Genomic DNA, 25,914 nt, shown 5'->3' with positions numbered 1-25,914 from the left:
ATTATTTAAAGCAGTGGCCAAACGGTCACTGCCATATCTGTCATTACTTCGCTAATTTTTTCATCGCATGGATTTGGCCTAGATGATAGGATTCGTGAAACAAGGCCATATTGGCAAGTTCCCCAAACGTCTCCAGTCCGAGAAAAGGCTTTTTCAGCTTCTCGTCCAGCATCGAAGCCGGGACCTCTTTGATTCTTCCAAGCTGCGTTTTTAATTGTTCAGTCAATAGCTCGACAGAAGGAACATCGCCCGACCAATCAGATGGGCGCGTACCATTCCCAAATAGCTCTATGTAATTCTCTGGAAGATGATTTGATTTTTTAGGATAACCCAGCATGAATTGTTCTGCGACCGTCAAAACATGTCCGATTTGCCAGTGGATGTTATTATTGAAGCCCTCGGGCTGAAAACTCGCCTGCTCAGGATCCAATCCCTCAATATCTTTTATAAAATTCCCTCTTGTTAATTCAAAGTGTTTAAACAATAGCTCGCTCATTACTCCATTCCCCTTTCCTGCTTGTTATCTCCTTATGTTTATTCTATATATTTCCAACATATGTGACAAGGAAAAGAAATATCGTCATACCTATCAGGGTATACTATCCATAAAAGGAACTCTCTGTCAAAAATTGTTCAAAACATTATGGCTGATATGTGTCTTCACACTTTATTCACAGATTTCCATATTTTTCTTTGATATTTTATTAGTGTAATCATTATATATTTTGAAGGGAAGCGATTTAGATGTTCGCTAAATGGTTAAGGGAAAACAATATTGCTGCTGGCCTGTTGACAGTGATTCGTGTATGGCTTGGTTACAACTGGATGAGTGCTGGGTGGGGAAAGTTGACGGGTGACGGTTTTGACGCAACTGGATTTTTAAAAAATGCTGCTGCCAATCCTGTAAAAGGTCCAGACGGACATATGGTGTATGGATGGTATGTAAACTTCCTTGAAAGCTTTGCGATTCCTAATGTGGATCTGTTCAACTTCATCGTTCCGCTTGGTGAATTCCTTATCGGCCTTGGTTTGATTCTTGGATGCTTGACTACTGCTGCCATGTTCTTCGGCCTTGTCATGAACTTCAGTTTCTTCCTTGCCGGCACTGTATCCCACAACCCAACTGACATCTTCTTCGGTTTCATCATTCTGTTTGCCGGTTTCAATGCTGGCAAATACGGTTTAGACCGCTGGGTGGTTCCTTTCATCCGCAAAACTGTTTTCAAACAGGCACCGGAAACTGTGCATAAAACTGCTTAACATGATATAGATAAAGCCCTCCGCCAACTATGGCAGAGGGCTTATTTTTATTTTGAACGTTCATCTACTGATTTGAGAAGGATTTTTTTGCGGAAGCCGCCGCTTCGGTTCTTCTTCAGCTGGCGCATGAACTCCACTTCCGATTCGGTGATTCCTCGATGTTCCGCAATCGCATAGACCACCTCAAGCAAGTCCACTATTTCACTCAGCAGCCTATCGGTTCCGGCATTCCGGAATTTTTCAACTTCCTCATTGAATTTTTCCATTAGCTTTTCACTATATGCACTGCCTTCCAAGATTTCATATTCAATTTTCTTGCCTTTATCCTTCATCAAATCCGGAAAAAAGTCCCTTACGAGTTTGTTGTATTCTTTTTTTTCCATGACGATTCCCCTTTTGCTGTCTTACTGATAAACATAACCTTAAATCTATGTGTTCAAACGCATTTTCTTATAATACATGGCAATCATCCAGCTTGCCTCATTTTAAACCATTATTCTTCTATGCTCAGCCTATGTTACAATAGCGGTACTTATGGGATTAATACGGAGGAATAATGATGGATACACGTCAGTTAGCGTATTTTGTCCAAGTTGCAAAAGATAATAGTTTTACAGTCGCAGCGAGGAATCTCCATCTTTCTCAGCCTGCTTTAAGCAAAATGATTAAAAAACTGGAAGAAGATCTAGGTGTCCAGCTCTTTGACCGGTCCGAGCATAAAATGACTTTGACTGATGCAGGAGAAAAACTATTCGAAGAGGGGCAAAAACTTCTGTTGGAGATGGACTCGATCACAGAAGCGATTCAGGATACAAAAAATTTAAGGACTGGAAATGTAAGCGTGGGAATCCCGCCTGTAATAGGGACAAGCTACTTCCCTCCTCTTATTGCTAATTTCCGGCAAGATTACCCAGGAATTAACCTTTCAATTATTGAAAATGGTGCTGTCACAGTCTATGAAATGGTCGAAAAGGGGTTCGTCGACCTTGGGCTGGTTATATTGCCTGAGCTTTCTGATCGAATTGAGTACATTCCAGTAACGGAAGACGAAGTGGTCTTAATCGTCCATAACGACCATCCGCTGGCTGAAAGGGAGAAAGTTACATTCGAAGACTTAAAGGACGAATCGTTTGCACTCCTCAATGAAACCTTCCTTCTCCATCACCATGTCCTCAAGGCTTGCCGTGAAGCTGGCTTTGAACCAAATGTTTATTTTAAGAGCTCCCAATGGGACTTCCTAACTGAATTGGTCTGTCTTAACCAGGGGATTTCGATTTTACCTCGTCCAATCCTGGCCAGATTCAACAGCAATAGCATTAAGCAAATCCCGATTGATCATCCGGAAATGAAATGGCGGATTGCAATCATCCTGAAAAAAAACAGATACATCTCTTTTGCTGCGAAGAAATTCATCGAATACATCCGAGAACATATTAAATAACTTTTTTTCGAATTTAGCATTGTCCAGACAAAATGGCAGGAGTACGAGGCAATTACCTTGTACTCCTGCTTTTTTTATTCCATAACTTAAAGTTATAACAATCATGATTTATATGTATTTTATTTTAATATTGATACCGCTTACATTATTAGTGTAATCATTTAATATCGTGTAGGGGGCTTACATTATGAATAGAATGGAAGGTAAAGTGGCTATTGTAACAGGAGGAGCACGTGGAATCGGCCGCCAAATAGTGGAAACGCTTGCGCAAGAGGGTGCTGCGATTGTCTATTCTCTCGATATGGGAGTCGGAGAATATCAATTGCCAAATGTACGCCATGTGCAGTTAAATGTGACGAATCGCGACCAGGTTGCGAAATTTGTTGAAGACGTGAAAACTGAGTTCGAAAAAATCGATGTCCTTGTCAACAACGCCGGAATTACCCGTGATGCTTTGATTCAGAAAATGACTGAAGATATGTGGGATGCAGTAATAGATGTAAATCTTAAAGGAGTATTCAACCTGACTCAAGCTGTGGCGCCAATCATGATGGAAAATGGAAAGGGCTCAATTGTCAGTATCTCTTCTGTTGTTGGCGTATATGGAAATGTTGGACAGACAAACTATGCAGCAACAAAAGCAGGTGTCATTGGCATGACCTATACCTGGGCGAAAGAGTTCACTCGCAAAGGGGCTGCAGTACGGTCAAATGCTATTGCCCCGGGTTATGTTGAAACAGAAATGATGGCAACTGTACCTGATAAAGTCCTCCAGCCAATCAGAGAGAAAACCCCGCTTGGGCGCCTTGGTCAGCCGCAGGAAATTGCAAACGCAGTATTATTCCTTGCAAGCGACGAGTCAAGTTATGTCAATGGGCATGTCCTGGAAGTGACCGGTGGATTAAGACTTTAATCCGACCCCTGGACTGAAATAGAAAATGACAATGAGGTGTTGACTATGTCTTCTGTAAAAATCATTTCATCACAGAAAGCAGCAAATTTGATCACCGACAACGCGATTGTGGGCCTGGGCGGTTTTATTGGCGTTGGCGTTGCAGAAGAAATATATATCGAGGTAGAAAAGAGATTCCTTGAAAGCCAGTCTCCAAGAAACCTAACCCTTATGTATGCAGCAGGAAACGGTGATGGTGTTGACCGAGGCATGAACCATTACGCTCATGAAGGACTTGTGAAGCGAATCATCGGCGGTCATATGGGACTTGCGCCAAAATTCCAGCCATTGGTGGTCAATGACAAAATTGAAGCCTATAACCTGCCGCAGGGTGTCATTTCACAGATGTTTCGTGATGGAGCAGCTGGTAAACCGCGCACGGTCACACATGTAGGATTAGGAACATTTGTCGACCCGGATATTGACGGCGGCAAGCTGAATCAAGCTACAAAAGAGGAAATCGTTGAAAAAGTAAACTTTGACGGCAAATCTTATCTTGCCTATAGAACACAGAAGCTTGATTTTGCTCTGCTGAAAGGTTCGGTTTCCGATGAAAACGGTAACATCAGCTTCGAAAAGGAACCGCTTACACTAGAAATCCTATCCATCGCCATGAATGCACGCAATAGCGGAGGCAAGGTGATTGTCCAGGTAGAAAAGATTGTCAAAAACGGTTCAATAGATCCTAAGCTTGTGGCTATACCGGGAATACTCGTCGATTATGTGGTTGTTGTTGAAAACCCGGCCAACCATATGCAGACATTCGGAACACAGCACAATGAAGATTTTTACCGGAGCGATGTTGTTCATAAGCAATCCGATAAAAAATATCCCCTTAACGAACGCAAGGTGATCGCGCGCCGTGCAGCCATGCTATTGAACGAGGATATCAAAGTACTGAATTATGGAATCGGAGTGCCTGAAATTATCGCACATGTCCTCCAGGAGGAAGGAATGAATGACCAATTCACTCCAACTCTTGAGCCTGGTGCAATTGGCGGCACAGCAGCAGGCGGGCTGGATTTTGGCTGCTCAATCGGGCCACAGGCGATCATTGATCAACCATATATGTTTGACTATTACGATGGCGGCGGAATTGATGCTGCATTCCTTGGCCTGGCTCAATGTGATACTAAAGGAAATATTAATGTTTCAAAGTTCGGCCCTAAAATTGCCGGATGCGGAGGATTCATCAATATTACCCAAAACGCCAGGCAAATCGCTTTTTGCGGAACCTTCACTGCCGGTGGCTTAAAGGTAGGGACCGGCAAAGGGAAGCTTGAAATCCTCCAGGAGGGCAAAGCAAAAAAATTCATCGAAAATGTAGAGCAAATCACTTTCAGTGGTGATGTGGCACGTGAAAATAATAAAAGAATCATCTATATTACCGAACGAGCCGTTTTTGAACTTTTGCCTGAGGGATTGACGCTTACAGAGATTGCCCCTGGCATCAATTTAGAAAGAGATATCCTTTCCCAGATGAATTTCAGGCCATTGATTGCCAAAGACTTAAAATTAATGGACAGCAGGATTTTCATGGATGAACCTATGGGTTTAAAGGATAAAAAAACTCCTGGCTTACGAAATATTGCAGCAATCTGATCCATCAAAACTTGTGTTTTAGAAAGGAGTTCCCCATATGGAGCTATTCATTATACTATTAGCCCTTGGATTATTGATGTTCACAGCTTACAAAGGGTATTCAGTCATCCTTTTTGCACCAATCGCTGCCCTTTTGGCTGTGCTGCTGACGGACCCAAGCCACGTACTGCCCTTTTTCAGCAACATCTTCATGGAAAAGATGGTCGGATTCATCAAAAACTATTTTCCAGTTTTCCTGCTTGGTGCAATTTTCGGTAAGGTAGTCGAAATGTCTGGGATTGCCGAATCCATCGCTAAGTCCATCATTAAATTGGTTGGCGGCACCCGTGCCATTCTAGCAATCGTGTTGATGGGCGCTATATTAACATACAGCGGGGTTAGCTTGTTCGTTGTGGTATTTGCCATCTATCCTTTTGCTAAAAACTTATTCAGAGAAGCGAACATTCCTAAAAGGCTTATTCCGGGAACGATTGCCCTTGGAGCGTTCACATTCACGATGGACGCACTTCCAGGCACGCCCCAGATCCAAAACGTTATTCCAACAAGCTTCTTCGGGACTGATATTTACGCGGCACCTGCCCTCGGGATCATTGGTGCAATCCTTGTTTTCACATTAGGCATGCTTTATCTTGAAACTCTTAGAAAGAGAGCTGCAAAACGCGGCGAAGGTTTCTACGGATTTGATAATGCAGAATCCGCTGCTGCAGCAGAAGCTGAGGCACTAGATGAAGGTGTCAGCAACATTGACATGACTGCTAAAACGAGCACAATAAGAGCTGTACTTGCATTCGTACCATTAGTGCTTGTTGGTGTAGCTAACAAATTCTTCACAGTGAATCTGCCAAAATGGTATCCGAATGGGTTTGATTTTTCAAAGATTGGTCTTGAATCCTATGGTACGGTCCAGATGGCTGGAGTAGTTGGAATCTGGTCCGTTGAACTGGCGTTGATTCTTGGCATCCTGGCTACTCTTTTATATGACTGGAAGAAGGTTACCGGAGGATTTAAAGTTGGAGTCAACACTGCAATAGGCGGTGCCTTGCTTGCATCGATGAATACTGGGGCTGAATACGGTTTTGGCGGAGTCATTTCCTCTCTTCCAGGATTCTCTGTTGTGAGTAAAGGAATTTCAACAACATTCACAGATCCGCTCATCAATGGAGCAGTAACGACTACAACTCTTGCAGGTGTGACTGGATCTGCTTCAGGCGGTATGGGGATTGCTTTGAGTGCAATGGCTGATACTTACATGAAGGCAATCACAGAATTCAATATCCCGCCGGAAGTCATGCACCGTGTCATCTCGATGGCATCAGGCGGAATGGATACACTTCCTCACAACGGTGCAGTTATTACTTTGCTTGCTGTTACCGGATTAACTCATAAACAATCTTATAAAGATATTTTTGCTATTACTGTAATAAAAACATTGGCTGTATTCTTCATTATTGCAGTCTACAAGTTAACTGGACTAGTATAATAATAACAACAAAGGGGGAGCAATTCCCCCTTTCTTAACTTTAATTCGGAAGGGGCAGTAAAAATGGAAAATTCAATTGTGATTGCAAGTGCGGTCAGGACCGCTACAGGAGCTTTTGGCGGAGCTTTTTCAAAGGTATCTGCAGTTGATCTTGGAGCGGCCGCTATTAAGGCTGCATTGGAAAAAGCAAATATTAGTGCTGATTCCGTCGATGAAGTCATCATGGGAAATGTCCTTCAAGCCGGGCTTGGTCAAAATCCGGCACGCCAGGCTGCCATGAGAGCAGGACTTCCAGAGACATGCCCATCCATGACAATCAATAAACTATGCGGCTCAGGTTTGAAGGCCGTTCACCTGGCATATCAGGCAATTGCAGCAGGTGAAGCCGATATCGTTGTCGCTGGCGGAATGGAGAATATGAGCCAGGCGCCTTTCGTTCTCAAAGGTGCGCGTGAAGGCTTCAAAATGGGCGACCAAAAACTCGTTGATACATTGCTTGGCGATGGACTCGTATGTGCATTTAATGACTACCATATGGGTATTACTGCCGAAAACCTTGCCGAAAAATATGAAATCTCGCGCAATGAACAGGACGCTTTCGCAGTCAAGAGCCAGAATCGGGCAGAAGCAGCGATCACTTCCGGACGCTTCAAGGATGAAATCGTCCCTGTAGAAGTGAAACAGCGTAAAGGCGATCCTATTATTGTCAATCAGGATGAGCATCCTAAATTCGGCAGCACTCTTGAAAAGATTGGCAAGTTACGGCCTGCGTTCAAGAAAGACGGAACCGTAACCGCAGCCAATGCTTCTGGAATCAATGATGGCGCAGCTGCAGTTGTGGTGATGAGTGGCAAAAAAGCAAAAGAACTAGGAGTTACTCCACTTGTAACCATCAAGGCGAATGCTTCTGCGGGCGTTGATCCATCCATCATGGGTATTGGGCCTGTTAGCGCTGTTAAGAAAGCCCTTAAGAAAGCGGAAATGGAGTTAACGGATATCGATTTAGTAGAGGCGAATGAGGCATTTGCGGCACAGGCTCTTTCCGTCATGAAGGAACTTGGCATGAGCGAGGAGAATGTAAATGTCAACGGCGGTGCCATTGCGCTTGGCCACCCAATTGGAGCAAGCGGAGCAAGAATTCTAGTCACACTCATCCACGAACTTAAGAAACGAGAACAAAAATACGGACTGGCCACCCTCTGCATAGGCGGCGGAATGGGTGTCGCAACGATCATCGAAAATGTTTAATCAATAGAAAAAGCCTGTGGTCCGCACCACAGGCTTTCATATTTTAGTAGTTATCAAACTACATAATCTTCAGTTAATTTACTGCATGCATTTGATAGATTCTCAAGGCATTCCCTTCTTAGCCTCTCGTCACAGATGAAATCATTCCGAAGCTCTTCTTCCAGCTTCATTTGTATCTGCTGAATTTCTTCCTGGAACCTTTCCCTTTTTTCAACATCTGTTAAATGAAACTCTATCTCCCGTTCAAAGTACTCTACCGTCCCAAACAATACAGTCAACGTTTCCTCCACCTTCCATTCTATTTTTCAAAAATCCTTTTTCCTAAAAACAAAACCTGCCAAAAGGATTATTTTCACTCGTCCTGTCAAGATACTTAAGTTTTATTTATCCTTTCTCACACTCGGCAAACGTGAAATTCAGTTCTTTTTGCATGATTGTGCAGAATGGACCAGGAAGAATAAAAAAAACCCTCCAAAAAAGACGGCGGATTTCCTTTGGCAAACAGTCAACCAATACCATTCACCGATATGTTCTATACTCATCCGATCTTTTATTGGCAACCCGACTATCCTAGCAGCATGGCCTTAGACTCGTGGCTTTGCGTCCTCACCTTTCGATAAGTTTGCCTTTTTCAGTTCTACTTAAAATATAAAACTTTAGAACCATACTTTCAACAAAATTCGCCAATTAATTACAAAGATGAGTCTAATTTCCTATAACTTTGTGATCGCATGAAAGATAGACAACCCTTTCAGGCGCCAACTTTGATTAGCGCATTGTTTTCACAATGTAATATCCCAGCAATCTCTATGTAAAGTTCAGTTGCTAGAATAAAAGGAAGAAGCTTTATTACAGGCGAATGGCAGGAGGATCCTTATGGAACAGCATGTTAAAAAGTCGCTAGATGAATGGAAAGCAGAAATTGAAGAGATTCTTAAAGAAATAGATGCGGAGTATGACGAAGTTAAAAATGAGCTTAAAGTGTATACATATAAATTCAACATCACGAAGCAGGTTGTCCAGTCAACAGTGAATCCGGACCTGAACAGGAAGATTCGCGAATTGTATCATCAGCCATTTGAGGAGAAATTCAATGATTTGAAAGAGTATATCAAGGAGTTGGAAGAAAAAAAGCGGGTCTTCCAGATGTTCACCGATAAAATCGACAAAGTGACAGACAAAGAGGATGCGCCACAGTTAGCTATTGCGCAAACTGAATAAAAAGGAAAGCCTGGCTTTTGGTTGAAAATCTTAGCCAGGCCTTTTTTGTGCTTATTCCTTCCACCATGAATCAAACATGGACGCTGGAACATGCCGTTTATGCTCTGAAGCAAGATATCTGCCCTCAATTTTGGCAGCTGCTGCTTCGTCGATCTGCTTTCCTTCAAGATAATCATCGATTACTTCATAGCTGACGCCAAGTTCGGTTTCATCAGATTGAAGCGGCTTGTTGTCTAAAAGGTCAGCGGTAGGCTCTTTCAGATACAGTCTCGATTCTGCATTCAATGCTTTGAGCAGTTCCCTGCCCTGGCGCTTGTTCAAGCCGGTAAGCGGCAGCAGGTCAGCTCCTCCATCCCCGTATTTTGTGAAAAATCCGGTTACTGCTTCAGCAGCATGGTCTGTCCCAATCACCAGCAAGCCGTCCTGCCCGCCGATAGCATATTGGGTGATCATCCGGATCCTTGCCTTTGCATTTCCTTTGTTAAAGTCTGTCATCTTCTCGCCAATCGCTTCCTCGAACTGGGTATTGAAGGTGTCGACAGCAGGCTGGATATTGAAGGTGATCGTTTGATCCGGCTTGATGAATTCCAGTGCTTTCTGAGCATCATCCTCATCTTTTTGCACCGCATAAGGAAGTCTGACAGCGACGAATTTGGCATCCTTGCCTTCTGACCGCAATTCCTCCGCAGCCATTTGCGCAAGTTTCCCCGCCAGAGTGGAATCCTGGCCGCCGCTGATGCCTAGAACGAACCCTTTCGCCCTTGATGTAAGCAAATATTCCTTCAAAAAATCGATTCTTTTCCTGATTTCTTGCTGGGGATCAATTTGCGGCTGCACATTCAAATCTTCAATTATCTGCTTTTGCAAGCTCATGATAACCCTCCTAATTCACGAAAAACTATTCAAAAAAGAGCATATCCCTTCTAAAGTCCAAAGTCCAGATTTTCGTCAGAAAACCTAACATCCCAATACCAAAAATGCTCATGTTTATTTTACCCATTACCATGGTGGACGTAACATTTTGTCTGCCATGATTTTTTTGCTAGACTATAAACCATAGTATTAACGCGAATTAAATTGGAGGCATTCATAATGGCAACCCATGAAAAGTTCAAAGGCTATTTCGGTACCTATACAAAAGGCAACAGCGAGGGGATCTATTCTTTCACATTGGATGCGGCAAATGGAAAAATCCTTGATGTGGAACCAGCTGCAGCTCTGGAAAACCCTACTTACCTGACAATCAGCGATGACAACCGCTTCCTTTATGCAGTCGCAAAAGAAGGTGATTCCGGAGGAGTTGCAGGCTTCAACATTCTTGACTCCGGAAAATTATCTTTCATCGATTCACAGCTTGCTCCAGGAGCATCTCCCTGCCATGTGAGCGTGAACCCGGAAAACACTCTGCTTTTATCCGCTAATTACCATAAAGGGACTGCAGATTCTTATCTGCTGAACGCTGAAACCGGCAGTATTGAAAATGTGTTATCAAGCGTGGTCCATGAGGGTTCAGGACCGGATGAGCGGCAGGAAAAAGCGCACACGCATTATGCCGGCTTCACTCCTGACGGGAAATATGCGGCAGTGATCGACCTTGGCATCGACCAACTGATCACCTACACCCTGGACAACGGTCAGCTGATTGAAAAGAGTGTATTGAATATTGCACCAGGAAGCGGTCCAAGACATCTTGTTTTCCATCCAAACAACACAATTGCCTATCTGATGACAGAATTCAGCTCTGAGGTGCTTGTCTTAAAATACAATGTTGAAGATGGAAGCTTTGAACAACTTCAGGCAATCACAACCTTGCCAGCAGACTTCACCGAAAACAATCAGGGAAGTGCCATCCATATTTCTTCTGACGGAAACTACATCTACGCTGCCAATCGCGGCCATGACAGTATTGCCGTTTTCAAGGTGGATCCAGAAAGCTTCAAGCTCACCTTTGTTGAACACACTTCAACTGAAGGCAATTGGCCAAGGGATTTTATGCTTGACCCAAGCGAGAAATTCCTGATTGCCGCCAACCAGAATTCCAGCAATGTCACGCTTTATTCTCGTAACACAGAAACAGGCAGATTGACATTATTACAGTCTGATGTGCAAGTCCCGGACCCTGTCTGCGTAAAATTTTTACATTACTAAGGATCGTTCCATAAACAGCCGATACCATGAAAAACAGGCAGGTGCACTTAGCAGCACCTGCCTGTTTTTCTATTTGTCGCTCGGGAAGCTGACACCCATTTGCAATCTGGCTTCATCAAGGATTTTCATGGTGATCCTTGAGTTTTCAAGCGAATTGTTTACCGACTCCAGCTTTCCTTGCTGGATCAATGTAATGAATTCCTCTGCTTCATAAAACATATTATCCTCAAGCTGTTTTACTGACAGATCTTCACTGCTTCCATCACGGTAAAGGATTTCTACGTTTGTAGGAGTGCTGATTTTATCAATCCTGATGCAGCCGTTCTCACCGTGTATTTCAGAAGGGAGTGTTGAATCAGTGATTTTCGAAAACATGATGACAGCATCCATTTCATCATACTTCAAAATCAGGCTTCCTTCCCCATCAACTCCTGACTCAAGTATGTAGCCATTTGCCTGGATAGACTTTGGCTCTCCAAACAAGACAACGAGCGGATAAATGCAGTAAATACCGATATCCATCAGCGAACCTGCCGAGAATTCCGGGTTAAATGCGTTCAGGACGGTACCTTCTTTATATTTGTCATAGCGGGAAGAATACTGGCAATAGCTTGCGAAGTACCTTCTGATTGTGCCAATTTTGCCCAGGTTTTGCTGGACTGCCTTGAAGTTCGGCATCAAGGTCGATTTCAGCGCCTCCATCAAAACAACTTGATTTTCTTTTGCCGCTCGGATCATATCGTTCAGTTCGCGGCTGTTAGACGCGATCGCTTTTTCACAAAGAACATGCTTGCCATTTTCCATTAGCATGATCGCCTGGCTGGCATGCAAAGAATTTGGGCTGGCAAGGTAGACAGCATCAATGGCATCGCTTTTCGCCATCTCTTCCAGGTCTGTAAAAACGGTATCCACTCCGAACTTCCCTGCAAAGTCCGCAGCACGGTCCTCTGAACGGGAATATACTGCAGCCAGCTTAAAATCCTTCTGATGGCGTGCTCCTTTAATAAACGCTTCCGTAATCCAATTTGTTCCTACCACTCCGAAACGCACCATGTCGGTTCACCCTTTCCAATAGCAAAAGCCGGGGGCAATGCCCACAGCTTCTTTATTATCTTAGCGAAAAGGGAGCTCAATCACAAACCTGGTCCCTTTTCCATGCTCGCTTTCCACAGAAATCTTCCCGTCATGCATCTGCACCAGCTGTTTGACGATGGACAAACCGAGACCGAATTCCCCAAACGGATTGCTCGTCCTCGAGATATCGGCTTTGTAAAAACGATGCCAGATTTTTTCAATTTCGGCCGGTTCAATACCGATGCCAGTGTCCTCTATCTCAATCACCGTTGTGCTGCCTTTCATCCTGCCACGGAGCCAGACTGTTCCGTTATCCGTGAACTGGATGCTGTTTTTCGTAATATTGATCAAAATCTGGACGAGACGGTCATAATCAGCATGGACCATCGCCGCTTCCTCTGCCTCGATCTCGATTCTATTATTGCGTTCCTCTGCCTGCAATCCGAGCTGATCCTGGATGATTTCGAGCACTTCGATCAGTTCAATATCTTCTTTTACAAGCTGAACCTGGTTTGAACGGATCTTATCATAATCAAGATTCTCATTGACGAGTCTGATCAGCCGCTTCGTTTCCTGGCTGACCAGGTTGATTCCCCGCTCTTTTTCCGCCTCGGGAATCATATTATTCCTCAGGCCTTCGATGATCCCGCTGATGGTCGTGAGCGGCGTCCTCAATTCATGTGACACATCGGACATAAACTGGCGCCGCCGGTTCTCCAGGTTCTCGATTTCGGATTTTGATTCATTCAGCCTGTCGACCATGCCGTTAAAATCATTTGCCAACTCGCCAATCTCATCAAAATCCGAACTTGGTACTTTTACAGTATAGTCCCCAGCTGAGACGGCCGATGTTGCTTCCTGGAGCTTTTTGATCCTGTTGACGTGAATTCGCGATAACACCCAGCTCAGCAAAAACGAAACGCCAAGGCCAATCAGCATCGTATAAAACAAATACTTATTGATTTCGGTAATCATTTCCCGTGTCCCGCTGATTGGAGAGGTAAGGAGAATGCCGCCAACGAAATTCCCGCGGTCCAAATATGGCAAAACAACCAAGGTCACAGCACGGTCATACCTTTCAAGGTCATAATTTTTCACAATCGGTTTTCCGTTTGTAAGCTGGCTCCACTCTTTTTCCGATAATTCAATCGCCGGCCCTCTCCACCGGATGGGATTCAGCAGCTGGATATTTTCATCAAACACACTGAATTGGATATCACGTCCAAACAGGACGCGGGCATACTGGTTGATCACCTGGTCCGGCTGTTCCCTACCCCGGTCGAGATCCCGCAGGATATTCTCACCATAGGAAACCAGCTCCTCCGTCTTGTTTTTATAGACCAGTGTTTCAACATATTGTGTGAAAACAAGACTAAGGATGAGGAAAGCGACAATGATAATGCTGATATGGCTGAGGAATTGCTGGTAGATATACTTAACCTTCATGCCCATCAACACATTCGTCGAATTTATAGCCGACTCCCCATACAGTGTGGAAGAATGGCTGTTCAGCTGTGCCAAGCTTCTTCCTTAAACGCTTGATATGGACATCGACCGTACGCTCATCTCCGTAAAACTGATAACCCCAGACACGCTCGAGAAGCTGTTCCCTCGTAAACACCTGACGCGGATGCTGGGCGAAAAGCAGGAGCAGGTCAAACTCTTTTGGTGTCAAATTCGTCACTGGCTTGCCGTCCAGGCTCACCTCACGTGTTTCTTTGTTGATTTTCAGCCGGCTTGTCCCGACATCGCTGTTCTCGTCAGGCTTCTGTTTTTGGTAACGGCGTGCCACAGCCTTGATCCTCGCCATCAAAGCCAGCGGACTGAACGGCTTCGTCACATAATCATCCGCCCCCATTTCAAGCCCAAGAACCTGGTCCGACTCACTGTCCTTTGCCGTCAGCATGATAATGGGAATATCACTGCCCTCCTGCCTGATCTTCCTGCATAAGGTGACACCATCCATCCCCGGCAGCATCCAGTCGACAATCATTAAATCCCAATCCTCATTTTTATAAGCCTCATAACCCTCTAGGCCATCATTCACAAACCTGCCTTCAATGCCCTCTTTCGAAAAAAACATCTCAATCATCGCGCACACACTCTCATTATCCTCAATCACTAATATTTTCACGGCAATCCCCTCTATTACGAAATCTGTTATCTCTAAATTATAGCGCAACAGGAACATAATCAACTGATTAGGGTAATGTTACAGATTATTTAATGGATTGGACATAGTTTGTTCATGATTAAAAGGGACAGTTACCTCTTTTTCCTAGCCACTTTAAAAATTAGGGTTCCTATAAGCTGTATTGATGCCACGACCCTACTATATTCTTACAAATCACAGCTCCAATACGCCCTATTGGTGACAAGATTCTCCTATATTGTTACAAATCAAAGTCCCAATACACTCTATTGGCGTCACAGTTCTCCTATATTCTTACAAATCAAGGCCTCAATACGCTCTATTGGTGACACAATTCTCCTATATTCTTACAAATCAAGGCCCCAATACGCTCTATTGGTGACCCAGTTCTCCTATATTCTTACAAATCAAGGCCCCAATACGCTCTATTGGTGACACAATTATCCTATATTCTTACAAATCAAGGCCCCAATACGCTCTATTGGTGACCCGGTTCTCCTATATTCTTACAAATCAAGGCTCCAATAACCTCTATTGGTGACAACTATTATATTCTTACAAACAAGGGAGCTTTGCTTTTTCACATTCACATGCATCAGCACTAACTCTTGTAAAAAAAAGAAGCCAGCTCACAGAATGAGCTGGCTCTGGTCTTAATCTTTTTTAACAGGCAATCCTTCTTGTTCCCATGCGGAGAAGCCGCCTTCGAGGTTTAATACATCCTTGAAGCCATTTTTCAGCAGCAGGCTTGTTCCGATGGCAGAGCGTGCTCCTGATTGGCAATGGGCGATGATTTTCTTGTCTTTTGGCACTTCGTCAAGCTTGTCGGTCAGGTTGCCGAGCATCATATGATGGGCACCGGGGATATGGCCGCTGTCCCATTCGCTCTGGTTGCGGACGTCGATGACAAAGTAGTTTTCGTCTTCCATTAGCTCTTTTGCCTCGCTGGCAGTTACAGACTTATATTCCTCGTGGCTTCCTCCGAGCTCTTCCGGATCAACATACCCGGTTACCTGGTCAAGACCGATTGATTGCAGGGATTTTTTCACATCAGGCAGTTTTTCCGGTTCTGCGATCAATACGATGTCCTGGCCATAGCTTAATAGCCAGCCTGCCCAGTTTGCGAAGGATTTATTGTATGGAATGTTGATCGTTCCTTCTGCATGCCCCGCGGCATAGTCACTTGCCTGCCGGGTATCTACGACTGCAGCATTCCCTGTGTCGGACAATGACACTTCAGGGGTTTCCTCGCGTCTGAGCAATTCAGGGCCTTCCTTGTTCAGCTTTTTCATCTGAGCGAAGTATTTCGGAGGCTCTGGTTGTCCGGCTAGCAGCTCCTGAACAAATTGGTCCTCTTCTTTGATCTGGAAAGCCCAGTTGAATTTTTTTTCATAGCCTAATGTCGACATTGGCACCGCGCCTAGGGATTTTCCACAGGCGCTTCCTGCTCCGTGTGCTGGCCATATTTGCAGGAAGTCAGACAGGTTTTCCACTTTGCGGAGCGATTCGTACATCTGGCGGGCGCCTGCTTCCGATGTATCCTTGATGCCAGCTGCTTTTTCGAGAAGGTCAGGACGGCCGACATCGCCTACAAACAGGAAGTCGCCCGTAAAGATGCCCATTGGTTCATTGGCACCGCCGCCCTTATCCGTCAGCAGGAATGAGATGCTTTCCGGCGTATGTCCTGGCGTGTGGATCACTTCAAAATAAATATTCCCAATATTGAAAGTCGAGCCCTCAGTCAGCAATTCATGCTCATACTGGTCGACATATTGATATTTCCAGTCCTTATCCCCTTCATCTGATACATACAGCTTGGCGCCATGGTGGTGAGCAAGCTCCCTTGCTCCTGACAGATAATCCGCATGAATATGGGTTTCGGTTGCGGCTGAAATATTGAATCCTTCTTTTTTTGCGATATCCAGATAAGGCTGGATATTCCTTGCCGGGTCGATGACAAGCGCCTCGCCCGTCCTCTGGCAGCCGATCAAGTACGACATATGTGCTAGCTGGTCATCAAAAAATGATTTGAAATACATATGAATTCCTCCTTCATTTTTAATAGGTTTATGAAGAGTTTATTCTTTTATACCCCACACCATATTTTTTAAAAGTAAAAAACCCCGGTGCCAGGTGCTGCTCTAATTCCAAAATATACCTACAACAGTATTTTACTCTATTAAAATTTCTACTTCAAATAAAAAGAACCTGCTCCAAAGCCGGAAGCAGGTCTAGGTTCTTGGGGTCTTTTTCATCATTAAAATATAGAGAAGAATTGAAGCAAAAACGGAAATGGCGGAAGCAATGTAGATACTTCCATATCCAAGCCAGTGGCCAATCTGGCCGAAAGCCATCGCCCCAACTCCAACACCTAAATCGAAAAAGGAGAAGAAAGTGGCATTCGCCATCCCTTTCCTGTTCATCGGAGCATCCTGGACAGCCCAAGCCTGTAATGCGGGCTGGACGGAGCCAAAACCGAATCCATACAGGCCGGCTGCAATGAACATCACAAGGCTGTTAGGCAGCCACGCTAAAAGGATCATAGCGATCATGATTAAAAATGTTCCTGGCAGGAAGACAGCACCATGTCCTTTTTTATCATAAAGTTGGCCTGCGAATGACCTGGAGAGCATCAGCGTCAACGCAAAAATAAAAAAGTACCACTCGATCCCTGCGATTCCCTTCTGCGCTGAGTAGAGCGGCAGGAATGAAGCGATTCCTCCAAAGGTGATCGTAATGAACAATAATAGCAAGGACGGCTGCAGGGCAGATCTTTCATATACATCCCACCTTCGCTTCACTGTTTTCTCTTCGGACTGTTCCACCTTTTTATAGGTGATACGTGATGCAAGGAGAAATGCAGCAATGCCCAGAGCGGCACTGATTAGAAATAATTGTTTGAAGGTAATGGCAGCAGCCAAAGCAAGTCCAAGCGTAGGTCCCATCGCGAGAGCAACGTTTCCGGAGAGCCCGAAGTATCCCATTCCTTCTCCCCTGCGCCTCGGGGGGATTAAATCCGTTGCGATCGTGCCAGATGCTGTTGTCGAAAATCCCCAGCCAACCCCCTGGATAATTCGCATTAGAAACAAGAAGGCAATTCCAGATGCGAATCCAAATGAACCTACTGAGAACACAAAGATTGCCAGACCTGTGAGGTAAATGAAGCCTCTCCCTTTCGTTTCCAGCATCCGGCCGGCGAAAGGGCGCACGAGCAATGCCGAAAAGGTGAAAATTCCTACGACAAAACCGATCAATTGGTCATTTCCGCCCAAATGCTCCACGAATAGCGGGATGGTAGGCAAGGTCATTTGAAACCCGAGGAATATGAAGAAATTCGCCAGGAATATAAACAGGAAATCCTTGCTCCAAATTTTCTCAGTGCCCTGATTTTGCTGAGCTTCTCTTGCTGATTGATCCATATGCTTTCTTCCTTTCTGACTGAATTGATAAGGCACTGTTGCCACTTTTCCTTTAAAAAAGGATCATGTTCAATATTCCGTCAATTTGTTGTTGCGTTTTTGTGAACAACTTCACAGATAACTCATTTTTATTTCGGATTTTGATATATTGTAAGTGTAATCAATAATTACTAATTTTTGAAGGGAAGCGATTTAGATGTTAGCGAAATGGTTAAGAGAAAACAATGTTGCTGCTGGCCTGTTGACTGTCATCAGGGTATGGCTCGGATATAACTGGATGACTGCTGGATGGGGTAAATTGACTGGTGAAGGATTCGATGCTACCGGATATCTGAAAAATGCAGTTGCCAATCCAGTGAAAGGCCCGGATGGACACATGGTTTATGGATGGTATGTGAATTTCCTTGAAAACTTCGCGATTCCAAACGTCGACCTATTCAACTTCATCGTGCCGCTTGGTGAATTCCTTATCGGTCTTGGATTGATCCTAGGTTGTTTGACAACTGCTGCGATGTTCTTCGGACTTGTGATGAACTTCAGTTTCTTCCTTGCCGGCACTGTATCTCATAACCCAACTGACATCTTCTTCGGCTTCATCATTCTGTTCGCTGGCTACAATGCTGGCAAATACGGTTTAGACCGCTGGGTAGTTCCTTTCATCCGCAAGACTGTTTTAAAGAGAGAACCGGAAGCCGCACATAAAACCGTTTAACATTAAAGACCTTAAAGAGCCTGTTTTCTGCAGGCTCTTTTTCATTTCCTTGCAGATTATCGCTCGTTCAAATTCTTGACAATATGTTATTGCTATTTTGTGAACAGCGTTCTCTGGCCCGCATCAAAAGGCCGAAAACCAATATATTGTAGTGTAATCAAATAATCATTCATTTTTGAAGGGATGCGATTCATATGTTCGCAAAGTGGTTAAGGGAAAACAATGTGGCAGCTGGCCTGCTGACATTCATTCGGATCTGGCTAGGCTATAACTGGATGACTGCCGGATGGGGAAAATTGACCGGAGAGGGATTTGATGCAACAGGGTATTTGACCAATGCCATTGCCAACCCTGTCAAAGGCCCTGATGGAATTGTTTATGGATGGTATGTATCTTTTCTGGAAAATTTCGCACTTCCAAATATTGAGCTTTTCAACTTTATTGTTCCTGTCGGTGAATTCCTCGTTGGATTGGGACTCATTCTTGGCTGTCTGACAACAGCAGCAATGTTCTTCGGATTGATCATGAACTTCAGTTTCTTCCTTGCCGGAACCGTATCACACAACCCAACAGATATCTTCTTTGGCTTCATCCTCCTTTTCGCCGGATATAACGCAGGAAGATATGGGCTGGACCGCTGGGTGATCCCATTCATCCGAAAAACAATCTTTAGGAACAAAGCGGCAGCTAAATGAATTACGCTAGCCTCCTGAGTCATCTCAGGAGGCTTTTGTCATATAGCCATTTATATCGATTGAAGATCAGACATCGTTCGGTCATTCTCTTCATTACCGGTATTCAATGTGGACTTTGGCTCGAAAAAGATGACATGTGCTTCCTCCTCGGCAATTGGAAGGTGCTCCACGCCTTTTGGCACAATGATAAATTCTCCCTCATTCAAATGCACATCTTTATCCCGAAACTTGAGCAAGAGCTTTCCTTTCATAACGAGGAACATCTCATCCTCATGTTCATGCTTATGCCAGATGAATTCCCCCTTCAGCTTGGCGAATTTCACATGCATATCATTGATTTCCCCCGCTATTTTCGGGCTCCAATAGTCATTAAAAAGCGAAAACTTTTCACTGATATTAACCTTTTCCAGCTCAATCACTCCTTTTTAGATGTTGCATTCGGAAGGGTTTCAAATAGAAAATCCGTCTCTATCTCCCAAAATTTTGTTACCGTATTCCCGGTTGTTACTATGTATCCTATTTGGACTTTTTCCGCTTCATTTTCAAAGTTCAGGATGCCATGGGGTAAAGAATCGTATGTAAAGCCATCATTATAGTTGAATGAACGTTTGCCTTCATTGATTTTGGATAGGATCTTTTCGATTTCACCCTTGTCCTCAATCACGTGAATGATGCCATCTATGTTACTGATTGTCAGCTTATCGTATGGTCCATCCACAATTTTGCAGTGATAAGCTCCATACACCGTTAAAGCAGTCATGAACACAATTAGCAACCCCAGTTTCAAAAGCAATCCGCTTTTAACCATACATCCCCCTCCCTGCCATTATACTACCATTTATTTCTTATTCCCGAATATAGTAAAAAGACCAATCCGATAACGAATTGGTCTCACGTTCACATGACAATGAGTTTGAAGATGGTTAAGCCCAGTCCGATCAGGAAACCGCATACCGCGCCGTTCACCCTGATCCATTGCAGGTCTTTTCCAACATTGTTTTCCATCATGTCAATCAGTGTTTCTGTATCAAGCTTATCCAGGTTTTCTCTGACAAGCTTCCCGATTTTCGAATGGTTTCTTTCAATCAGCCCAGCTATTTTAGCATGAAGCCATGGTTCGGTCGCTGAAACTTTTTCATCGTCTGCTTTGATTTCATCAATGAATTTTTTCACAACGGGAATCACCGTGTCATCCATAAAACTGTCCTTTTCGATAAAAGCCATCAAGCGATCCTTAGACTTAGCCAGGACTCCTTTGATTTGTCCGGTCAAATCCATTTCTTCGACCATTTTATTTTTCCAGGATTGGATTTCCGACATGAGGGCTTCGCGCTCACTGATACTTCCCAGTTCTTTTTGGATCTTTTCAAGAATCATATGGCGGTATCGGTTATCCTCCTGCTGCAGGTTTTTCATTCTTTTTAAAATAAATGATTGCAAGATGTTGCCGACCTTTTCTTCGGTGATCATATTGCTGAAAGATTGAATTGCGAATTTCAGGAGACCATCCGCTTCGGTTGTATCAATTGCCTGTTTTCCAAGCTTGCCAAGGACTATTTTCGCTTCAGCCTGTGATGCCCATTTTTCTGTCTCTTGCAGGACATAGTCAAATGCAGCTGAATCATATTCCTTCGCCAGGATATGGCTTGAGGCCTTTTGCAAAAACTCGGAAGAATCCGCTGAGAGCAGGAAGCCTTTGATTTCTTCTTCGATTGTTGGCGCAAATCTTTCAACGTCCACTTTCCTAGCCACATCCAGGCTGAATGCCTGGATGCTGTTTTTAACAGATTCAGAGTGAAGTTCCTTCTCAACTGTTTCAAAAATTTTATCCAAAATATGAATCTGCTTGAACTTTTCCATGATGCTTTCTTTTGTGAGCCAGTCATTCTCAAGCATATTGATTAACGCACGCGTTACCTTATCACGGTTTTTAGGCAAAAGTGCCGTATGCGGAATCGGGATGCCGAGCGGATGCCTGAACAGCGCCGTCACAGCAAACCAGTCAGCGAGTCCGCCGACCAGCCCCGCCTCAAAGCCGCCCATCAGCAGTTTCCCGATCAGCGAGTCCTGGAAAGGAATCATCGCAAGGAACCCCGCTCCCATAATCGCCAGCGAAATAGCGGCTAAATGTCTAGATCTATTATTTCGTTTTTCCATATATCTCCCTCTGTTACTGTTTGATTGAAATTTGTGTAATGTTTCTACTTCTGGAGCCCCCAATGTGAATTTCGGAAAAAGAGTCTCTTCAATATTTTACCCAATTTATAGGGGAGAAAGCTATAAAAAAGGAAAAGTCCCAGGAGCAGGCGCTCCGGGACTTCCTAATGGTCACTCTCTTACTTCATCCACTCTGGCTTTCCAAAACCTTTGAAATCATTATCAATGATTTTTTCAAATTCATCGGACTCGACAACTTCTTTGATGTCCTTTGCGAATTGGGCATCCTGGTCCTTGGTATTAATGACGACACGGTTGCGATATTGGTCCGGCATGTTTTCAAGCTGAAGTGCAGTTAACAGATCCATTTTTGCTGCAAGGGCAAAGTTGCCAGGTACAGCCGACAGGTCGACGCTCTCAACAGCCCTTGGAAGCTGAGCTGCTTCGATTGGCTTGAACTGCAGGTTCTTGACATTATCTTTTACATCTTTTTCAGAAACAGTCAGCGGATCAGCATTAGGATCTAGTGTGATCAGGCCGGCATCCTCAAGGATCAGGAAGGCACGCGCAGCATTTGTTGGATCGTTTGGAATCGCGATGTCTGAACCCTCTGCGACTTCATCCAGTGAATTGAACTTCTTGGAGTAGATCCCCATTGGCGCTGTTGGTACGACAATCACTTCAGACAGTTCAAGATCGTGTTCTTTTGCAAAATTCTCCATGTACACCTTGTGCTGGAACAGGTTGGCGTCAAGGTCTCCTTTTGACAAGGCCAGATTAGGCTGGATGTAATCGCTGAATTCGACCACTTTCACTTCATAGCCTTTTTTCTCAAGCAGAGGCTTGATGCCTTTTGTGACCATATCACTGTACGGTCCGGATGTCGCTCCGAATGTTACCTGCTTTTTGTCAGCCTTCGCATCGCCGCCAGAGGCTGAGTCACTTCCGCATGCAGCCAACAAGCTGCTTGATAGAAGTAACAGTAAGGAGAATAATAATTTCTTCATTTTAAAATAACCCCCAATTTTTATCTTTTGTCTACTAATTTAGCAATCCTGTCGCCGCCAAACTGAATCAGCTGGACAAGGCATATCAGGATAATAACCGTCGTAATCATGATGGTATTGTCATACCGGTAATAACCGAAGCGGATTGCCAGGTCACCGACTCCGCCGCCGCCAACGATTCCGGCCATTGCCGAGTATGCCACAAGGCTGATGATCGTGATGGTGACACCCTGGACGATTCCCGGTTTAGCCTCTGGAATGAGCACATCCTTGATGATCATCCACGGAGTAGCTCCGGTGGCCACCGCTGCCTCGATGACCCCTTTATCAATTTCGCGCAAGCTTTGCTCTACGATTCTCGCAAAGAACGGAATCGCCGCGACAGATAATGAAACAGATGCCGCAGTCGGCCCGATTGTCGTGCCGGCGATTAAATTCGCCAGCGGCAGCAGTGCGATCAACAGGATGATGAACGGAACCGAGCGGATCATATTGACGATAAAACCGGCAATGGTTTTAAATAGCTGATTTTCCAGGAACAGGCCTTTATCGGTGACAAAAAGAAGAACCCCTGTTGGCAGCCCAACAATGATCGAGACAAGGATGGAGATGCCGACCATATAAATTGTTTCAAAGAATGCTTTATTCAGTTCCGGCAGCAGTGCGACCAGGTTATCAAGCAGCATCTTCAATCACCTCCAGATTTCTTGTCCTTGCTGCGATGTATTCAATGGCCCGGTCGATTTCAAGTGTCTCGCCCGAAACTTCCATAATGAAAATTCCTAGTGGGATTTCCTGAATATACTCGATTTTGCCGTGAAGGATGTTTCCCCTCACCTTGAATTTCTGGAATACATCCGAGATGACCCCCTGCTCGGCAATCTCGCCCTGGAAATAAATCTTGATCAATTTGCCTTCCCGCTCCTTCATCAGTCTTTCCGGCAATTCGAATTGTAGGATGGAGTTGACGAAATCCTTTGTCAGCGGCTCCTGTGGATTGGCAAAAACATCGTAGACATTTCCCTCTTCAATGATTTTTCCATCTTGCATCACAGCCATTCGGTCACAAATCGTCTTGACCACTTCCATTTCATGCGTTATAAGCACGATTGTGATTCCTAACTCTCTATTAATCTTTTTAAGTAAAGATAAAATAGAGCGTGTCGTGCTTGGGTCAAGAGCGGAGGTTGCTTCATCACATAGAAGGACGGATGGATTATTCGCCAGCGCCCTGGCTATGCCAACACGCTGTTTTTGGCCGCCGGACAGCTGTGCAGGATAGACGTCTTTCTTGTCGGAAAGGCCCACCATATGTAAAAGCTCTAGCACTCTCTCATTTATCTCTGTTTTCGGAGTGCCGGCAGCTTTTAGCGCAAAAGCGATGTTTTCGCTGACTGTCTTTGCACTTACAAGATGGAAATGCTGAAAAATCATCCCTATTTTCAAACGGGCTTTCCTTAGCTCGCCCTTACTTAAAGAGGTTAGCTCCACTCCCTCAATAAAAACCTCTCCCGATGTCGGCTTCTCCAGGAGGTTCAGGCATCTCAGCAAAGAACTTTTGCCTGCGCCGCTGTATCCGACAATCCCGTAAATTTCGCCCTTTTCTACTTTTAACGAAACATCGTCAACGCCTGTCACCGATCCCTTTTTCGTGTCATATACCTTGACCAGATTCTTCACTTCAATCATTTTTGCACCCCCATTTTCACTCAATAAAAAAAGCCTCTTTCATTCAAAGAAAGAGGCATCGTAAATATCTATACGACTTATCTTTCAGAATGAAACCATTCTGTAGGAAGTGGCACCTTTCCATAAAGGAGGTTGCCGGACGTCATCGGGCCTAATCCCTCAGTCTCTCTTGATAAGTAACTTATTAAATTCATTTTGATAATTGAAATATTAAAACTCTCTGAAATATTTGTCAACAGAGTTTTTTAGTCTTTTTCAGGTTGTAATCGCTTACATCATTGGGGCTGTAAGAGAATTTATTTTCAAAAAGAAAAACCCTTGTTTACGCTAAAACAAGGGCACCATAGACGAGGGCACCGGCTATGACATACGCCGGGTGTACCTTCAGTTTTTCCATCAGGACGAAGCTGATGCCGCCAATCAGGATGGTCTGTGTCAATCCTACTCCTTCATAGGAAGAAAAAAAGAAATCATAGGTCATGACTCCCAGGAGCACCGCAATGACTGGCCGGACGACGATTGTCAGCCTTTTGACACGAGGAGAATCCTTGAATTTCATCAACAGTCCTAGCAGACCGATCATCAGAACCAGCGATGGTGCCACGGCTGCAAACACACCGACAATGGCACCGAGGATTCCGCCTTCTGAATAGCCGATATACCCGGCCATCTTGGTCGCGATTGGTCCAGGGAGTGCATTGCCCATCGCCAGTACTTCACTGAATTCATTGACCGTCATCCAATAGTATCGGTCGACGACTTCATTTTCAATCAACGGGATGGAGGCCGGCCCTCCGCCATAGCCTAAAATACCAGGAATGAAAAAGGCCAAAAATATTTGGAAATAAATCATTTCTGCTCCCCTCCCATTTGTTTCTTTTCAATTGGAGAAGAGTCTTTTTTTATTAAAGCGCCAAGCAGCAAAATGAAAATCAAGATTGCCGGATGTATATTCAAGATCTGGAGGAGCACCAGGCTGGCAATCAGCGCAATAGCTGTCCAGGCCCAGCCAAGCTTCGATTTACCCGATTTCTTAATGAAGTCCCATGTCAGGACAGCGAGCATGACGGCAACAACCGGTACAACAGCATCTGCCATTCCTTTTACCCACGGCTGATCCTTGTATGAGTTCAGAGTCGTAAGCAGGATAATCATCAGGATAATTGTCGGAATCATCGTTGCGGCCAGGGCATTGACCATGCCCAGGGTCCCGCCCACTCGATAACCGATATACCCTGCCATTTTCGTCGCGATCGGACCGGGGAGCGCATTTCCCAAAGCCAGAATATCACCGAACTCATCAGAGTCCATCCATTTATACTTATCTACCACTTCCTTATGTACGAGCGGAATCGATGACGGCCCGCCGCCATAGCCAAGGATTCCCACGCGGAAAAATGCCAGGAATAAATCTTTTTGTTTCAACACTTCACCTTCTCTTCTGTTTTTAGCCCTATGCAGTCTCTTTCTATAATTCTTATTTCTTTTATTTTATTATAGACTCATATATTGGAAACTGCATGTAAATTAAAGGGATCATATCACCGTCGGGAATCATTTATCATAATTTCCGCCATTTTATATGCACTGATTTACTGCTCAACTCATTATTTTGGCGATTTTTTCATTTTTTCGAACACTTTTTAGATTATTTCGA

Annotated in this window: 27 protein-coding genes and 2 riboswitches; of the genes, 10 read left to right on the top strand and 17 right to left on the bottom strand. The window is 44.4% G+C overall.

Annotated elements, in window-relative coordinates:
• Window positions 1-43: 43 nt before the first annotated feature.
• Entirely contained in the window at window positions 44-496 is a 453-nt protein-coding gene (locus M3593_RS18615) for a DinB family protein (protein WP_251544390.1), read from the bottom strand.
• Between the two features lie 248 nt (window positions 497-744).
• On the opposite strand from M3593_RS18615, the gene M3593_RS18610 reads away from it, so the two are divergent.
• Entirely contained in the window at window positions 745-1,260 is a 516-nt protein-coding gene (locus tag M3593_RS18610) for a DoxX family protein (RefSeq protein ID WP_251544393.1), read from the top strand.
• 47 nt (window positions 1,261-1,307) lie between these two features.
• Here M3593_RS18610 and M3593_RS18605 read toward each other — a convergent pair whose 3' ends face one another.
• Window positions 1,308-1,643: a nucleoside triphosphate pyrophosphohydrolase gene (locus tag M3593_RS18605; protein WP_144478745.1), complete on the bottom strand. Its 336-nt coding sequence runs from the start codon at window positions 1,641-1,643 to the stop codon at window positions 1,308-1,310.
• Between the two features lie 173 nt (window positions 1,644-1,816).
• Between M3593_RS18605 and M3593_RS18600 the strand changes: the two genes are divergently transcribed.
• The 5 genes from M3593_RS18600 to M3593_RS18580 all read left to right on the top strand — a co-directional run bounded on the left by M3593_RS18600 (window position 1,817) and on the right by M3593_RS18580 (window position 7,983).
• Window positions 1,817-2,701 carry a LysR family transcriptional regulator gene (locus tag M3593_RS18600; protein WP_251544397.1) on the top strand — a complete coding sequence of 295 codons (885 nt, stop codon included), beginning with the start codon at window positions 1,817-1,819 and terminating at the stop codon, window positions 2,699-2,701.
• Window positions 2,702-2,888: 187 nt separating this feature from the next.
• Window positions 2,889-3,614, top strand: coding sequence for a beta-ketoacyl-ACP reductase (locus tag M3593_RS18595; RefSeq protein ID WP_251544399.1), 726 nt, complete (start codon window positions 2,889-2,891; stop codon window positions 3,612-3,614).
• A 45-nt stretch (window positions 3,615-3,659) separates the two neighbouring features.
• Complete coding sequence (locus M3593_RS18590) at window positions 3,660-5,255, top strand: acyl CoA:acetate/3-ketoacid CoA transferase (protein ID WP_251544402.1); 1,596 nt, start codon at window positions 3,660-3,662, stop codon at window positions 5,253-5,255.
• A 37-nt stretch (window positions 5,256-5,292) separates the two neighbouring features.
• Complete coding sequence (locus M3593_RS18585; protein WP_144478737.1) at window positions 5,293-6,735, top strand: GntP family permease; 1,443 nt, start codon at window positions 5,293-5,295, stop codon at window positions 6,733-6,735.
• Window positions 6,736-6,798: 63 nt separating this feature from the next.
• Entirely contained in the window at window positions 6,799-7,983 is a 1,185-nt protein-coding gene (locus tag M3593_RS18580) for an acetyl-CoA C-acetyltransferase (protein ID WP_251544421.1), read from the top strand.
• Between the two features lie 53 nt (window positions 7,984-8,036).
• Here the strand turns inward: M3593_RS18580 and M3593_RS18575 are convergent, their stop codons facing one another.
• A complete protein-coding gene (locus M3593_RS18575; RefSeq protein ID WP_144478733.1) occupies window positions 8,037-8,261 on the bottom strand; it encodes a hypothetical protein in 225 nt (74 codons plus the stop codon).
• A gap of 274 nt (window positions 8,262-8,535) precedes the next feature.
• A riboswitch (cyclic di-GMP riboswitch) is annotated at window positions 8,536-8,620 on the bottom strand.
• 239 nt (window positions 8,621-8,859) lie between these two features.
• Here M3593_RS18575 and M3593_RS18570 point away from each other — a divergent pair.
• Entirely contained in the window at window positions 8,860-9,204 is a 345-nt protein-coding gene (locus tag M3593_RS18570) for a hypothetical protein (protein ID WP_144478731.1), read from the top strand.
• A gap of 51 nt (window positions 9,205-9,255) precedes the next feature.
• On the opposite strand, the gene nadE is transcribed toward M3593_RS18570, so the two are convergent.
• Window positions 9,256-10,077, bottom strand: coding sequence for an ammonia-dependent NAD(+) synthetase (gene nadE / locus M3593_RS18565; protein ID WP_251544424.1), 822 nt, complete (start codon window positions 10,075-10,077; stop codon window positions 9,256-9,258).
• Between the two features lie 219 nt (window positions 10,078-10,296).
• Here nadE and M3593_RS18560 point away from each other — a divergent pair, with 219 nt between their 5' ends.
• On the top strand, window positions 10,297-11,352 hold the full coding sequence (locus M3593_RS18560; RefSeq protein WP_251544426.1) for a lactonase family protein: 1,056 nt from the start codon (window positions 10,297-10,299) through the stop codon (window positions 11,350-11,352).
• A 69-nt stretch (window positions 11,353-11,421) separates the two neighbouring features.
• Here M3593_RS18560 and M3593_RS18555 read toward each other — a convergent pair whose 3' ends face one another.
• From M3593_RS18555 to M3593_RS18535, 5 genes are all read right to left on the bottom strand, one after another.
• Window positions 11,422-12,405, bottom strand: coding sequence for a Gfo/Idh/MocA family protein (locus M3593_RS18555; RefSeq protein WP_251544427.1), 984 nt, complete (start codon window positions 12,403-12,405; stop codon window positions 11,422-11,424).
• Between the two features lie 60 nt (window positions 12,406-12,465).
• A complete protein-coding gene (locus M3593_RS18550; RefSeq protein WP_251544478.1) occupies window positions 12,466-13,872 on the bottom strand; it encodes a HAMP domain-containing sensor histidine kinase in 1,407 nt (468 codons plus the stop codon).
• On the bottom strand, window positions 13,862-14,560 hold the full coding sequence (locus M3593_RS18545; RefSeq protein WP_144478723.1) for a response regulator transcription factor: 699 nt from the start codon (window positions 14,558-14,560) through the stop codon (window positions 13,862-13,864). The genes M3593_RS18550 and M3593_RS18545 overlap by 11 nt, the downstream gene beginning before the upstream one ends.
• A 671-nt stretch (window positions 14,561-15,231) precedes the next feature.
• A complete protein-coding gene (locus M3593_RS18540) occupies window positions 15,232-16,617 on the bottom strand; it encodes an MBL fold metallo-hydrolase (RefSeq protein WP_251544429.1) in 1,386 nt (461 codons plus the stop codon).
• A 192-nt stretch (window positions 16,618-16,809) separates the two neighbouring features.
• Window positions 16,810-17,997, bottom strand: a complete 1,188-nt coding sequence (locus tag M3593_RS18535) for an MFS transporter (RefSeq protein WP_251544432.1) — start codon at window positions 17,995-17,997, stop codon at window positions 16,810-16,812.
• Window positions 17,998-18,193: 196 nt separating this feature from the next.
• Between M3593_RS18535 and M3593_RS18530 the strand changes: the two genes are divergently transcribed.
• Window positions 18,194-18,709 carry a DoxX family protein gene (locus M3593_RS18530; protein ID WP_144478717.1) on the top strand — a complete coding sequence of 172 codons (516 nt, stop codon included), beginning with the start codon at window positions 18,194-18,196 and terminating at the stop codon, window positions 18,707-18,709.
• 194 nt (window positions 18,710-18,903) lie between these two features.
• A complete protein-coding gene (locus tag M3593_RS18525) occupies window positions 18,904-19,404 on the top strand; it encodes a DoxX family protein (protein WP_251544434.1) in 501 nt (166 codons plus the stop codon).
• 50 nt (window positions 19,405-19,454) lie between these two features.
• Here the strand turns inward: M3593_RS18525 and M3593_RS18520 are convergent, their stop codons facing one another.
• From M3593_RS18520 to M3593_RS18485, 8 genes are all read right to left on the bottom strand, one after another.
• On the bottom strand, window positions 19,455-19,814 hold the full coding sequence (locus tag M3593_RS18520) for a cupin domain-containing protein (protein ID WP_285848115.1): 360 nt from the start codon (window positions 19,812-19,814) through the stop codon (window positions 19,455-19,457).
• Between the two features lie 5 nt (window positions 19,815-19,819).
• Window positions 19,820-20,212 carry a hypothetical protein gene (locus M3593_RS18515; RefSeq protein ID WP_251544436.1) on the bottom strand — a complete coding sequence of 131 codons (393 nt, stop codon included), beginning with the start codon at window positions 20,210-20,212 and terminating at the stop codon, window positions 19,820-19,822.
• An 89-nt stretch (window positions 20,213-20,301) separates the two neighbouring features.
• A complete protein-coding gene (locus M3593_RS18510) occupies window positions 20,302-21,561 on the bottom strand; it encodes a DUF445 domain-containing protein (protein ID WP_251544438.1) in 1,260 nt (419 codons plus the stop codon).
• Window positions 21,562-21,740: 179 nt separating this feature from the next.
• The gene (locus M3593_RS18505; RefSeq protein ID WP_251544440.1) at window positions 21,741-22,568 is read right to left on the bottom strand and encodes a MetQ/NlpA family ABC transporter substrate-binding protein; all 828 of its coding nucleotides are present in this window, start codon (window positions 22,566-22,568) and stop codon (window positions 21,741-21,743) included.
• A gap of 20 nt (window positions 22,569-22,588) precedes the next feature.
• Window positions 22,589-23,254 carry a methionine ABC transporter permease gene (locus tag M3593_RS18500; protein WP_251544442.1) on the bottom strand — a complete coding sequence of 222 codons (666 nt, stop codon included), beginning with the start codon at window positions 23,252-23,254 and terminating at the stop codon, window positions 22,589-22,591.
• The gene (locus M3593_RS18495; protein ID WP_251544444.1) at window positions 23,244-24,257 is read right to left on the bottom strand and encodes a methionine ABC transporter ATP-binding protein; all 1,014 of its coding nucleotides are present in this window, start codon (window positions 24,255-24,257) and stop codon (window positions 23,244-23,246) included. Before M3593_RS18495 ends, M3593_RS18500 begins: the two co-directional genes overlap by 11 nt.
• A 74-nt stretch (window positions 24,258-24,331) precedes the next feature.
• Window positions 24,332-24,436: riboswitch (SAM riboswitch) on the bottom strand.
• A 143-nt stretch (window positions 24,437-24,579) separates the two neighbouring features.
• Window positions 24,580-25,110 (bottom strand): chromate transporter, encoded by a 531-nt coding sequence (locus tag M3593_RS18490; RefSeq protein ID WP_251544446.1) that lies wholly within the window; start codon window positions 25,108-25,110, stop codon window positions 24,580-24,582.
• On the bottom strand, window positions 25,107-25,682 hold the full coding sequence (locus tag M3593_RS18485) for a chromate transporter (protein WP_251544448.1): 576 nt from the start codon (window positions 25,680-25,682) through the stop codon (window positions 25,107-25,109). Before M3593_RS18485 ends, M3593_RS18490 begins: the two co-directional genes overlap by 4 nt.
• Window positions 25,683-25,914: the final 232 nt, after the last annotated feature.

The organism is Mesobacillus sp. MER 48 (assembly GCF_023714225.1).
Lineage (GTDB): Bacteria > Bacillota > Bacilli > Bacillales > Cytobacillaceae > Mesobacillus > Mesobacillus oceanisediminis_A.
This window is presented reverse-complemented; position numbering and strand designations above follow the sequence as displayed.